Source organism: Gloeocapsopsis sp. IPPAS B-1203 (genome assembly GCF_002749975.1).
Taxonomy (GTDB): Bacteria; Cyanobacteriota; Cyanobacteriia; order Cyanobacteriales; family Chroococcidiopsidaceae; genus Gloeocapsopsis.
Genome location: NZ_PEIG01000001.1, coordinates 414,217 through 427,466, shown reverse-complemented (window position 1 = coordinate 427,466; position 13,250 = coordinate 414,217). Strand labels below are relative to the sequence as shown.

The window sequence follows — 13,250 nt, the reverse complement described above, 5'->3', positions numbered from 1 at the left end:
CTCAATATTACTTGTAGTGTACCTGTAGCAATATTTACGTATATCGCAAAGGAAGAGTTTCTATAAAAGAAGTTATCTAGAGAAATAAATCTAGAGAGTGAGTAAATTTATGATGAATTTTTTACCTTAGAGTTTGGATCGCCAATTTCTATCACAGTTTTAGAGCGCGATCGCATTGCTTCACCGACACAGACATTAAGCTGATCGCCGACTAAAAGAACTGCTGCACTCATATATAACCACAGCATTAAAACGATGACTGTGCCAACTGCACCATAAGCTTGATTATAGTTTCCAAAATTTGCTACATACATCCGAAACAAAGCAGATAAAATTGCCCAAGAAATAGCTGCTAAAATTGCACCAGGCATCATTGGCGTGCCAGGATTCCAGCGGCTTGGACCATAGCGATAAATAAAAGCAAAAGCGGAAGACATAACCCCTAAAGCTAAAGGCCAAATCAGTATTTGCCAAACAAACAATAAGAAATACAAACCACTTTCACGTACAAAAAACGCTAAGAGCAAATCGCTAAGAAATACTAAGAAAGAAGCGAATACTAATAATATAATTGAGCCGATAGTCAGACCAATCGAAATTAACTTAGCTTTCCAGAAAGGGCGCGTTTGCTTTGGAGGAATCTGATGAATTTGATCGAGAGCTGTCATAATAGTATTTAGTGCCCCAGATGCAATCCAAATGGCTGCAACAAAGCTGATTGAAAATAAGCCTCTGTTTCTATTTTGAGTAATTTCTTGAGCAAAGTTACGAATCAAAAAGAGTGCTTCATCTGGTGCAACTGTACTGAGTCGCAATGCTAGCTGTTTAAATGTAGATTGTAGAGATTCTTGAAACAAACTAATCGCTGTCAGTACAGCAAGAATTGCAGGAAACAGTGATAACATTGAGTTATAAGCAATTTCCGCTGACAAACCTAGTAGTCTTCGCTCACCGACACGCACAAATGTTGCTCTTAAAGTAGCCCAAGTGATGTGGCGAAAAAACCTGACAAAGCGGGTTTTAAACATTCGAGAGGTTAGGGGTCAGAGGCTAAAGAAATTATAAAGTAAGGTAAGCTCGAGTGCCTCTAATCTGGAAGAAAGTCAAGATCGAGAACCTCTGCAAGCGTGTAAGGGCACGTATCAGGAAAACTACTAGCAGATAAACCTGTCTGCTTTGCTGCTCCTCTGACAGCTTTAAGATAAACTTCGCCGAACACTGCTTCTAAATAGGATTTAAGGCTAGGACTTTTCTCTATCAACTCCTCAACTCGCTGTCGATGCTCAACAATCGAGGATAGCCAACTATTAGAGCGATAACTAGGCTGGAATTGCCATTTGAGCAGGTGGAGTAACACGATTCTCAAGTTACTTCTTAAGGCGTGTTTATCGCTGCTGCCCAAATCTCGTACCTCTTCGATTAAGTTGATTAAGTCTAATTCGCTGAATTTCTCCTGTTCCAACAGCATCGCCTGCTCATCAGACCAAGCAACAAAATCTTTGTCGTAATTGGTAGTTTTCAGCATAAACTCTCCACTATCCTGTTGCATCTAAAAATTGTATTAATGTCACGTAATTTTTAGATAACTCCCATTGCTGCTGCTACAGCTTCGAGGGTAGGTTCTATTCCTGGCTTGAATGCATTTTGGTTGTTATCAATTGCTGTGTTGGGGTCTTTCAGTCCGTTTCCAGTAAGTACGCACACAACAGTTGCGCCTGTGGGAATTTGGTCTTTAACTTTTAACATTCCCGCAACTGAAGCCGCGCTTGCAGGTTCGCAAAAGATACCTTCTTGAGCAGCGAGTAGACGGTATGCTACTAAGATTTCTTCATCAGTAACCGCGTGAAATTCTCCCTTACTGGCAGACTTTACTGCGATCGCTTTTTCCCAGTTTGCCGGATTACCGATGCGAATTGCTGTCGCAACAGTATCAGGGTGCGTTACAGGTTTTCCAGTGATCAACGGTGCAGCCCCAGCAGCTTGAAAGCCCATCATTTTGGGTAGGCGATCGCATTTACCGGATTGATGGTATTGACAAAACCCCATCCAATATGCTGTGATATTGCCGGCATTACCTACAGGAATACACAACCAATCAGGCGCATCACCTAAAGCATCAACCACTTCAAATGCTGCGGTCTTTTGCCCTTCCAAGCGATAAGGATTAACTGAATTAACCAAAGTAACCGGATAGCTGTTTGCCATCTCGCGGACTATTTTCAGTGCTTGGTCAAAGTTTCCTTTGATCGACAACACTTCAGCACCATAAAGTAGTGCTTGCGCTAACTTACCTAAAGCAACATAGCCATCAGGAATTAGGACAAAGGCTTTCATCCCCGCACGCTTCGCGTAGGCGGCTGCTGCTGCAGAAGTGTTCCCCGTACTTGCACAAATGACTGCCCGCGCCCCTGCTTCTTTCGCCTTGGAAATCGCCATTGTCATTCCTCGGTCTTTGAAGCTACCTGTAGGGTTTAGCCCGTCGTACTTAGCAAAAATCTGTACTTGTCTACCGATGAGTTGGGCGATTGAGGGAACCGGAATCAACGGAGTATTACCCTCTAATAGTGTTACTACTGGTGTATTTTCAGTTACAGGTAAGTATTGCTGGTACGTTTTGATTAATCCAGACCAAACTTCGCGGTTAGTAGATTTGTTAGCAATCAGAGTCACGGTGTTTGCAGCAACTTTAGTTATATAGAGAGCCAGTGAGCGTTAATTCACTTTTTGAGTTGAAAAGCGATATTAACAGATCTTCAGCTTGTATTATTTAGTTTACTCTGACAAGTGAACTATCATAGGGTACAGCACATAGCCAGTTATAAAATCGACACACTTGATACAACTATGCTCCAAGATAGAGGTACAATAACATTTTGGTGTGAGTAGGCAAAAATAACTATTTAATATAACGATGGGAATTTGTTCAGCTACTATGTCTCCTTCCTCCACGTTGGTGGATAATAATCAATCAGTAAATACGGTTTCTGGAACATCGACAGCGCAATTGGGAGAAGCCCATCGCCAAAAGCGATCGCCCTGGGACGATTCACAAAAATCTTTATATGCTGCTGGTGTACAAGTTAAATTTCTGCATTTAGAAGCAGAGGTAGAATCACTGTTGCAGCAGTTGCAAGCAATTAAAAAACAGCGTCATACGGCTGCTGAAGAAGTATCAGTCAAATGAGGCTACAAGTAGTAGGCTTACAACTTCATGGCTGAAATGAATCGAAGCGTTGGTGTTGAGAAGACCAGCGCTTGAGTTGATAGGTTTTGTCAGTAGCAACTAATAATGCTGGAGGCTGATCGTCCTCCAGATCGGCGATTCCGATCGCGCGATGCTCAGTAGCACTGCCAAACTCACTGTAAAGTATACGTCCATTGTGTGAAAAAATAATTGTGTGCGATCGCGAATCATTTTGTTGAAGTAGATTGGTTTCGAAATTATGAACGGCAGCAATCTCCTGTGAAGAGATAATCATTAATACTTCCGCTGTACCATCACCATCTAAGTCAATTAACTGTACTGGCAATTCTCCTAGTTGCTTTAGCATCTTCTCTACATTTGGGACAGGCGTTTTTTGAGAATTTGGGTTGCGTTTTTGCAATTCCTGCCATAACTGAGGTAATATTTGGACAATTTCAATAGGCTGCGATTGTTGTGTCAATTCAGAAAAAGCGATTGTTTGGGGTTGTAGCCACTGTGATGTTGCTTTAGTAAGTGCTAGTTGTCGTGAAGCTGATACTATGGGAAACGCATCAGACACAGCTAATAACTTCAGCGTACTACCTTGTAATTGCACAGCTTTGACAACGGCAAGATCGATTTGCTGATATCCACCTGGTAGCCAAGAAACAATTTGAACTTCTGCGTCTGAATCTAAACCTAATTGCTCCCAATATTGGGCTGCGGTTTGTTGAGGTGTAAGCTTAAACGGCGCTTGTTGCCAGGTGTTGCCATCGTGATAGGCGCTAAGTTGGATTTGATACCATGTTCGTTGGTTTGTGACTTGTAAGGGTGTTGGCGCAGTTTGCAGCCATTGCTGAGGATTGATTTGCGTAACTTGTTGTGCTGTACCAACAAAGCGACTGGAATGAGAAGTTGCAACTTTATTTGATGAGAAATCACCTTCTAAACGTTTGAGGAGTTTTTGGATATAAGCAATATCAGCCGATGTTGTCTGTGGTTGCTGTTTTAGCCAGGCGATCGCATTTCTTCTACTTTGTTGTGCGCCTTTAAGTAGCGCCCCCCAAGCTTTGACTTCAGTTCGCTTCGGGTTAACACGTAACGCAACTTCTACACGATTGCCTAATCGTCCATTATCTGTTTCTAATAAAGTCGTAATTTCTTGTGTATTTGTCGGTGAAGCTTGAAAAACTTTTAGGGCTTCTCCCCAACGCCCATCGATTAAAAGAGCGAGAACTTGTTGACTAGGACTTGCCCAAGTTTGATTTGCTCGCTTTTGGCTTTTTTCGGCGTGTAATCGAATAAAATCGAGTTGTGCTTGCGCTGCACTTGACCATGCTTGATGCTTTTGACGTTGTTGTTTGATAAACTGCAACCACTTCTCGGCAGGTGTCCATAATCCACTACGGGCAATAAGTAGTGCATTTTGATAGTCGCGACTATCTAGTGCAGATTCGGCAATCGAAACAGGTTCTAATTGCAGTGGATCAAAAATGAAATTGGCAGGTTTTAGTTGATAAACTTGCAATCGCGGTTCTAAATCAACGGTTTGATCGATAACTAACTCTGGAGAACCTCCGGCGATCGCTTGTTGCCATTGTGGTTGAGTGGGACTTGTCCAAGGCAACATTAAATTAAGATAGGAGCGATCGGGGTTATAGTGGACAATTTGACCGTAGGCGATCGCTTGTCCTCGTTGTCGTTCTCCCCAAAGATAAAACCAAATTCCTTGGGTTGGTGTCGTACTCTCAAACCGACGCAGTTCGGTTACTGGTAGGGGACGATTTGAACTTGTATCTGCTGTCTCTGGATTGATGAGGGGTGCGACAACAAATGATTCTTCAGGTCCTGTTACATCAGCTTGAGTTATAAACTGATAGTGGATTTCACCTTTCGGTTGATTCAGAAGATTTCTAGCATCCGCGATGCGATACACTCGCAATTCAACGATCTGCTGATTTTGCGATCGCACAGGTAAGATGACAGACGTTGGTTGCGAATTAGCAGAATTAACTTCTAAAGGTAACGGTTTCCCAGCACTTTTTCTTTGTTTATTCAACTCGGCTGAAATTTGTGTCAGAGTTTGGGCTGGTTCTTGATTTAACGGTAGCTGCGCCCACTGCGGTAAGAATTCATTGAGAGATGCGATCGCACTTGGATTAAAAAACAAACTATAACTCAACCATATACTGCTAACGACTACGCCGCTTGCACCCAACAACAACGTCGTTCCTAATAAAAATGCCATTTGCTTTTTTCTTTTCTCATAGCTTGAGTTGTGCTGCAGAAAAGATGTATCAGCAAGCGTGTATCTGGTTAGTTTATGCTTGTGTTTTGGCATTTGCGTTCAAGCATCCGACATCATTGCTAATAAGAAGTGATTTGAAGTTAGTTAATGCAGCTATTTCATGCATTATTTTTTACCAGTATATTTTAACTTTACTTTGTTTTGACCAGCTTTTACACATATTTATGAGGAGTAAATAGCTATTTTTTGGGTATGGCGATCAATTATGCTTTAGCATAACTTTATTTTCAGAATTCCGTATATTTACGCTGGTAATTTTGTTGATATTGATTATATCTCCGTAGAATTGTGCTTGATGTATAAACAACTTCATTAAACTGATTTGTTTGTAATGCTTCCAATAATTACTCTAAGTAAAAACAACTATTTCATTAAGGTAGTTTACTCTTTTTATAAAGTTTTTATGTGGATGAGTCATTTAAGCTTAAAGTCTTCTTGAATTATCAAGACTTTATTTAGTAACAAAGAAATTAGCGATCGCATAAATGCTACTTATAAAAATGTAAATTATTAATTTACATCGCAGTAGTTCAATTTAGCAATGAATCATCAATAAGTGAAAAGTGAATGCTTATGGAGACAATTGAACTTAAGTTCCTGTTGAGATTATTGGGTTTTACCGATTACCGGATATCACTAACTGAAATCAACCTGGGTAATAATACTAAAGCAGCAGAAAGAAATAAAATTTGCCGTAAACTATGCGATCGCGGTTTAGTTGAATGTTCCTATGAAGTTACAAAACTTAAGATTGCGCCTCCAGGAAAAGCCCTACTTAAATTAGATCAGTCCCAAGTACCAGTTACTCAAAATGAACTCAAAGCCCTGAAAGCTAGTGAAAACAAAAAGATTTCGCCAGGAGAAACCAAAATCCCTACTGCGGAACGACAAGCAGTAATTCAAGGGTTGGCTGAACGCGGTTTAATTGAGGTAGAGACTAAAGTTAAAGAAGTTTGGCTATCTGAACAAGGTAAAGCATATCTACGGGACGAATATATTCCTAACAAAGGAGTTCAACCTGTTATTAGTCTAGAGCTTTTAAGTAACTATATACGTTTTATACGTAAAAGTTTTAACACAGAAACGAATACTTATACTGAATCAAATGGAGTATCAGCAACGCTAGCAAAAGAACCGAACGACTTAGAAGTTTTTCAAACGATTCAAAGTTTAGATCAAGAATTAGGTACAGAAAACTATTTACCAATTTTTCATTTACGCCAGAAACTTGCTTCCGTAATTTCACGTAAGCAATTAGATAAAATACTGTATCGCTTACAGCGCAATGACCAAATTGAATTGAGTTCCTTGCAAGAGGTTACTGCTTATACTCCAGAACAAATTGATGCAGGAATTCCTCAGGATATTGGTGGACCTTTATTTTTTATTGTTGTGAATTAAAGTTTTCTTGAATTATCTGTAGTACTCAGTTTTTATCAAGGTAGCAGGATGGCATCTATAGATCAAATTATCCAACGCGAAGTTAACCCCTTTGATACGACAACCTTCAAACCAGGTAACTTTTGGCAAGAACAGCAAGATCCAGCGTTGAATGTTGATTCGATTCACCAAGAAGCAATTACTACAATTGAGTATACCTTAGCTCAGATAGCAAAAGATCATCGGACGCGCACAATAATGCTTGCTGGTGATTCTGGTTCAGGTAAAAGTCATCTTTTGGGTAGGCTGAAGCAAACACTGAACTCTAAAGCCTTTTTTGTTTACATTGGTCCTTGGGCTGATAGTCATTTTATTTGGCGACACACTTTACGTCAAACAGTTGACAGTTTACTTAAAGTACCAGAAGGACAACAAGAATCACAGTTGTTGTTATGGCTAAAGAGTTTGTCGATCTTTAAACAACGTAATCTTATAGATAAATTACTAGGCGATCGCAAAGCATTTATCCACAAGTTAAAAATAACTTGTCCGTCTGATATGTACAACGCCAATGAGTTTTTTGGTGTGTTGTATGACTTACTTAATCCCGAACTACACCTACTTGCTTGTGATTGGTTACGCGGCGACGATCTTGATGCAGATAGTCTGGAAGCGCTAGGAGTCAAAAATACAATTGTTACCGAAGATGCAGCCCAGAATATTTTAGCTAATTTTGGCAAAATTTCTGCCCAAACTCAACCAATTGTTTTATGTTTTGACCAACTCGATAATATTCCACGTACAGATGGATTTATTGACTTACAAGCATTATTTAGCGTTAACTCTAGTATTCACAATCAATCATTAAAAAACTTTCTAATTATTATTAGCATTATTACGAATACATGGAGAGAAAATAAGAACCGCGTTCAATCAGCCGATAGAGTAAGAGTTGATGATTTAGTTGTCCTCAAACCCATCAAACTTGACGAAGCGGAAGCAATTTGGAAATCTCGCCTTTTTCCTTTACATGAAGAAGCTGATGAATTGCCAATCTCTTCAATCTATCCATTAAAGCGACAAGTTTTAGACGAAAATTTTCCTGGTGGCAAAACCTTTCCTAGAAATACACTAATTCTGGGACGACAATTATTTCAACTGTATAAATTAAAGGTAATTGATTCACCCCCTGTTAAACCTCATTTAGCTGCTTTTCAATTACTGTGGAGTAAAGAACTTAAGAAAATTGAAAAGAAAATTACGCGAATTCGTTATTTATCCTCGCCAGAGCTAATTCAAATGTTACGTGAAGCCTTGGAAGTTTTGGAATTAAAAACTCACCCAAAATTTTTACCTAGTCCTACTTATACCAGTTATTCCCTAAGTTGTTTTTTACCATCACAACAAAAACAAGGTGGAATTGTCTGGATGGAAGATCCCAATATGAGTAGTTTTTTTTATGTGATGAAAGGTTGTCACAAAGCTTTGGAAAAAAAACACTGTCAAACTTTGTTTCTGATTCGAGCAGAAAAACTAGGTAGCAAAACGAATCAAGGCTATCAAATCTACAAGCAAATTTTTAAAGGTTCACCTCATTGTCACATTGTACCAGATCTTACTTCGATTCACTACCTAGCTACTTACCACAGCATGGTTAATGCTGTTAGTTCTAAAGAGTTAGTTATTATAGACAAAATTCCTGATTTAAAAGAATTACAAGCCTTTGTGCGTGAGGCTCAAGTATTGCAAAATTGTAGTTTATTGCAAGTTTTAGGAACTCTTGCTGAAGAAGCAGAACCCAAGCCAGATCGAGATCCAGATCTAGAGCTACAGCAAGTAAAAGAGTTTCTCATAAACTTAGTTACAACACAGCAACTTTTAGGGCGAAATACATTAATACAAAATGCACTTGAAAGCTTTCCTCAAGCCAATGAACTACAAGTTGAACCACTCATTCAGCAGTTATGCCAAGAAAATAAAGTGCAAATTCTTGACCCTAAGGCAAAACCTGAAGCACAACTCGTTTGTTTGGTGCCTAATTCAAAATGAATCAACTTCTCAATAATAAATTAACACAGGCACTATATCTTACTGAAGACAATGATATTCGAGTATTTATTCATCAAATTGTCTCTAGTAACATTCTTTGGTTAGATACAGAAGTTGCTGATTACAAAACTACTTGCCCTAGATTGTCTCTAATTCAGGTTTTAAGCAATCATGAGGATCGTACAGGTAACTCTACGGTAATTTTAGACGTATTGGATAAGCCTAATTTAGTAACGTATTTCGTTCATAAAATTATGGCAAATCCCCAAATCGAAAAAGTCTTTCATAATGCTAATTATGATTTAAGATTTTTAGGAAAAAAAGATGCAAAAAACGTAACTTGTACTTGGGCGATCGCAAAAAAGTTAGCTAAAAACTCTCTGTCTGTTACAAATTTAAAATTAAAAACCTTAGCATCAGAACTTTGTCACTTTGTCAACATAGATCAAACAGAACAGGGAAGCGATTGGGGACAGCGACCATTAACATCAAAGCAGTTACAGTATGCCAAGATGGACACAGTGTATCTAGCTCACGTGCATCGACGACTAATTGAGATAGCAAAAAGTAACTTTGAGCCTACATATAATATGCTAGGAGCTAAAACTGAACCTTCTTTAAGTGTTACTAATGTCAGAGTAGCCTTTGAGTGTCCGCGATTGTTTTATTTAGGCTATCACTTTGGCGGAATGACACTTTTCTTACCTGCGGATACTGCAGTTGGAATTGGGACAGCATTTCATGAATTATCAAATCAATTTGTCCGTATTGCAAAACAAGACTCGCAGTTTTCGGCTTTGTTTGAACTAAATATTGAACAATTAGAGGTAGAAGCGATCGCCTCTGCATTACAAAAATTATTCTATGAAAAAGTTTTTTTTCCTTATCTACAAGTATCTATTCAGAAAGAACCTGGAAAAGCACCCGCATTACATCAACTTTGGTTAGGACTTACGCAACTTATTCACCGTTGGGCGCAGTTATTGATTGGTAATCGTCGCTACTGTACAGCACAAGAAGTTATTTCTAAAACATTTCTAGCGCAAGAACTGAAAATTCAACATTACTTTACGCTTCCCAATGGAACGCAGCAGTTAATTAAAGGTAGATGTGACAGCCTTATCTACGATTTTGCTGAGCAACGTTTGTGTGTAGTTGAGTATAAATCATATCAAGCTGTCGATCAATCAGCCCAGTTAGCGCAAGTCGCGCTTTACAGTTATATGCTGCGTAAAAAGATTGGTGTTGAGATTAATTCCGCCGTTTATAGCGTACTACCCGATTTGCATGAACTCACTTTTACATGGGAGCAACTGGAGAAAACAGTACATCAACTTGTTCCCCAAAAAATGCAACAAATGCAGCAATGGTTAACTTGGGAACCACCGCAACCCGATCCACCACCGCCTACAAGTCAGCCTGATTTATGTTACGTCTGTCCACAGCACAAAAAATGCCAATCTTTTTTTAACGACAGTGAAGCGATCGCTATTGATAGCTTATCAGTAGTGTCATCTCCATCTATTCAGGACAATTCCAAAGCCTCAACTCCTAACGCCGATCGCACTGGAAAAGAGTTAGTTGATACATTAGAATCTTTTGGTATTGGTGTTGAGTACCAAGGTGCTGCTATTGGACCTGCATTTGTACGTGTGAAACTCAAACCTCATGCAGGAGTTAAAGTTGGTTCCATTTTACGCTTATCTAATGACTTACAGGTGCAGTTAGGACTCGCAAATCCTCCTCTGATTGCACCGCAAGCAGGATATATCAGTGTTGATTTACCGCGTCAAGATCGCCAAGTCGCTAGCTTTGAAAAATATGTGCGATCGCAAGTGTTATCTATTGATGCTCAGATAAAAATTGCTATTGGGGTAAACTTAGAAGGACAACTTGTAGAAGCTGATTTGTCTGATCCGAATACTTGTCACTTTTTGGTTGGTGGTACCACTGGTAGTGGTAAAAGTGAGTTTTTGCGATCGCTGCTTCTTAGTCTTATTACTCGTCATTCCCCAGATTATCTTAAAGTTGCGCTTGTCGATCCTAAACGAGTCACGTTTCCAGAATTTGAACAGATACGATCGCTTTATTCACCTGTAGTTAAGGATACCGAACAGGCAATTGAATTAATGGATCGACTCGTGACAGAAATGGAACAGCGCTATCAACTGTTTGAATCAGCAGGATGTGCCGATTTGAATAGCTACAATCAGAAAACGCATTTCTCAACTCCCCGTATCGTCTGTATATTTGATGAGTATGCTGATTTTATGGCAGAAAAAGAAAGCCGCAATGCACTCGAACAAAGTATTAAACGATTAGGTGCAATGGCACGCGCTGCAGGAATTCATCTTATCATTGCTACACAACGTCCTGAAGCTAAAGTCGTTACTCCAATTATCCGCTCAAATTTACCAGGAAGAGTTGCGCTGCGGACTGCGAGTGAGGCTGATTCTGCGATTATCTTAGGGGGAAAACAAACTTCAGCAGCTTATTTACTCGGTAAAGGCGATTTACTCTACCAAGGTGGCGCACAACTACATCGATTACAAAGCTTATTTGCGAAAACGATTCAGCTACCATAATTATGAGAAAGCGATCGCATAACCTATACAACTAAGTTTGCACATTTGAGTAAACTATACAACTACCTACTTTATAGCTAGATTATCTCTTATTTCGCAATCAGATTTTTATCTCCGACTAACAAAGGTGTATAACATCTTACATAAATTATTTTATTTCTTTTACTAATATCAAAAAATATTTATTTCTATTAATTACCTGAACTATCCTAACTTTCTCTGAATAGACAAAATGTTAAATTTGTAGGAGTTTAATATATACAAATGTTGTTTAAGATCTTACTCCAAGATTTAACGAATAAGGAAAGTTCAGTCCTATTACTACAACAAGCTTATGAATTTAACTCTATCTGAAATTTCAACGCTTATGAAACAAAAGTCACCTGTGTTTATTATAGGTGGTTCTCGAAGTGGTAGTAGTATTCTTTACCGAGTACTTCAAAGACATTCTAGCTTTAGACCATATAATAGTAAGGAAAAAACTGGAGTAGATCTTACAGAATCTAAGGTTTTCTATAATTCTTGTATTGATAACAAAAAACCACTCAAGTATTTACTAAATAATACAGATTGCTACCATCGTTTTCTTAAAAAAACTAGGTGGATAAGGGTATTTCAATATTGTTTTTTTACGGAAACGCTATCTACTAAAATTGCTACTAAGTTTAATCTATTAAGATCTTTAACATATAAGCTAACTTTTAATGTACTTTTGCTTCAGACATTTTTTTACTATGCTGAGCAAGCACGAGGTACGAAAAGAATAATTGAAAAAAGCCCTTTACATGTATATAGAATTCCAGAAATAAAAGCAACATTTCCCAAAGCTAAGTTTATCCATATATATCGTCATCCTCTTGATGTATATAGTTCTTATAGGCAGAGGCTCAAGGTTTCTTTGGAAGATGGTATTGAAAAGTCAAATCTTACCTGGCTAATGCTTTCTCCTAAAGATTTTTGTGAACTTTACACGAAACGTATCCAACTGGTATTGAGAGAATATCACTCCAATCCCTGCCAATTTATGTTAATTCGGTATGAAGACTTTATTAGCGAGCCAGAATTAATAATTCGTCGAGTTTGCGACTTTTTAGAGGAATCATACGAAGAGGAGTGTATTCCTGAAAGTAGAAATGAATATCCTGAGTTTGCTGAAGAGAAGATGTATCCCAATCTATTTGGTACGATAAAGAAACCTACTAAAAAATGGCAAGACTATATCAGTGAAGCTGACGCAATTTTTATTGAAGATAGCTTATCTGAGGTGATGAACCAGCTTAATTATCCTAGATATACAAGAATGACACCAAAGTTATCGTCAACTATGCTAGGAGCAGACTAAACTCAAAGCGATCGCAATTTTTGCGAACAGATTTTTGGCATAACAAATCACAAGTAGCGTTAAAAACCTTATGTGAAGACAGTATTTCTTAAATATTGAGATTTATAAAAATGGGAGTAGTGAAACTCTTCAACTTTCTACTAGTTCCCACTTAACATATTATACGGTGTAGTCGCATCGTAAAATCAGTTATTATTTGCAACCAACTTAAATTTAATTGGTCAAAACGTTGACTTTGAAGAGTTTCACCCGCTTATCTGTGAGAAGCCTCATACCTCGCAATGATTCTGTCTAAAGTTTAATATGACTAACCTTTTCTAGTATCATATCCTCTAGATCAGATTTTGACGAAAGTGTTACCCCTCAACGGTCAACCCTGTAAAGTCGTAGTTCTACAGCTAA

9 protein-coding genes are annotated in these 13,250 nt (G+C 38.5%); 5 read left to right on the top strand and 4 right to left on the bottom strand.

Features of this window, described 5'->3' with window-relative positions; all coding sequences use genetic code 11:
• Positions 1–107: 107 nt before the first annotated feature.
• From CSQ79_RS01925 to thrC, 3 genes are read right to left on the bottom strand one after another with little or no spacing between them, the layout of a single operon-like run.
• A complete protein-coding gene (locus tag CSQ79_RS01925; protein ID WP_099699500.1) occupies positions 108–1,028 on the bottom strand; it encodes a YihY/virulence factor BrkB family protein in 921 nt (306 codons plus the stop codon).
• 59 nt (positions 1,029–1,087) lie between these two features.
• On the bottom strand, positions 1,088–1,525 hold the full coding sequence (locus CSQ79_RS01920) for a DUF29 domain-containing protein (protein WP_099699772.1): 438 nt from the start codon (positions 1,523–1,525) through the stop codon (positions 1,088–1,090).
• A gap of 53 nt (positions 1,526–1,578) precedes the next feature.
• Positions 1,579–2,670 (bottom strand): threonine synthase, encoded by a 1,092-nt coding sequence (thrC, locus tag CSQ79_RS01915; RefSeq protein WP_502693899.1) that lies wholly within the window; start codon positions 2,668–2,670, stop codon positions 1,579–1,581.
• A gap of 262 nt (positions 2,671–2,932) precedes the next feature.
• Between thrC and CSQ79_RS01910 the strand changes: the two genes are divergently transcribed.
• Positions 2,933–3,184: a hypothetical protein gene (locus CSQ79_RS01910; protein ID WP_143755408.1), complete on the top strand. Its 252-nt coding sequence runs from the start codon at positions 2,933–2,935 to the stop codon at positions 3,182–3,184.
• Positions 3,185–3,209: 25 nt separating this feature from the next.
• Here CSQ79_RS01910 and CSQ79_RS01905 read toward each other — a convergent pair whose 3' ends face one another.
• Complete coding sequence (locus tag CSQ79_RS01905; protein ID WP_099699497.1) at positions 3,210–5,432, bottom strand: hypothetical protein; 2,223 nt, start codon at positions 5,430–5,432, stop codon at positions 3,210–3,212.
• A gap of 633 nt (positions 5,433–6,065) precedes the next feature.
• On the opposite strand from CSQ79_RS01905, the gene CSQ79_RS01900 reads away from it, so the two are divergent.
• The 4 genes from CSQ79_RS01900 (at position 6,066) to CSQ79_RS01885 (ending at position 12,848) form a co-directional block, all read left to right on the top strand.
• Positions 6,066–6,893: a hypothetical protein gene (locus tag CSQ79_RS01900; RefSeq protein WP_099699496.1), complete on the top strand. Its 828-nt coding sequence runs from the start codon at positions 6,066–6,068 to the stop codon at positions 6,891–6,893.
• Positions 6,894–6,941: 48 nt separating this feature from the next.
• Complete coding sequence (locus CSQ79_RS01895) at positions 6,942–8,921, top strand: AAA family ATPase (protein ID WP_099699495.1); 1,980 nt, start codon at positions 6,942–6,944, stop codon at positions 8,919–8,921.
• Positions 8,918–11,506, top strand: coding sequence for a DNA translocase FtsK (locus CSQ79_RS01890; protein WP_099699494.1), 2,589 nt, complete (start codon positions 8,918–8,920; stop codon positions 11,504–11,506). Before CSQ79_RS01895 ends, CSQ79_RS01890 begins: the two co-directional genes overlap by 4 nt.
• Positions 11,507–11,840: 334 nt before the next feature.
• Positions 11,841–12,848 carry a sulfotransferase family protein gene (locus CSQ79_RS01885; protein ID WP_099699493.1) on the top strand — a complete coding sequence of 336 codons (1,008 nt, stop codon included), beginning with the start codon at positions 11,841–11,843 and terminating at the stop codon, positions 12,846–12,848.
• Positions 12,849–13,250: the final 402 nt, after the last annotated feature.

Coding starts and splice junctions, on each gene's coding strand:
- CSQ79_RS01885 (WP_099699493.1), top strand. CDS start 11,841: ATGAATTTAACTCTATCTGAAATTTCAACGCTTATGAAACAAAAGTCA.
- CSQ79_RS01895 (WP_099699495.1), top strand. CDS start 6,942: ATGGCATCTATAGATCAAATTATCCAACGCGAAGTTAACCCCTTTGAT.
- CSQ79_RS01900 (WP_099699496.1), top strand. CDS start 6,066: ATGGAGACAATTGAACTTAAGTTCCTGTTGAGATTATTGGGTTTTACC.
- CSQ79_RS01920 (WP_099699772.1), bottom strand. CDS start 1,525: ATGCTGAAAACTACCAATTACGACAAAGATTTTGTTGCTTGGTCTGAT.
- CSQ79_RS01905 (WP_099699497.1), bottom strand. CDS start 5,432: ATGGCATTTTTATTAGGAACGACGTTGTTGTTGGGTGCAAGCGGCGTA.
- CSQ79_RS01910 (WP_143755408.1), top strand. CDS start 2,933: ATGTCTCCTTCCTCCACGTTGGTGGATAATAATCAATCAGTAAATACG.
- CSQ79_RS01925 (WP_099699500.1), bottom strand. CDS start 1,028: ATGTTTAAAACCCGCTTTGTCAGGTTTTTTCGCCACATCACTTGGGCT.
- CSQ79_RS01890 (WP_099699494.1), top strand. CDS start 8,918: ATGAATCAACTTCTCAATAATAAATTAACACAGGCACTATATCTTACT.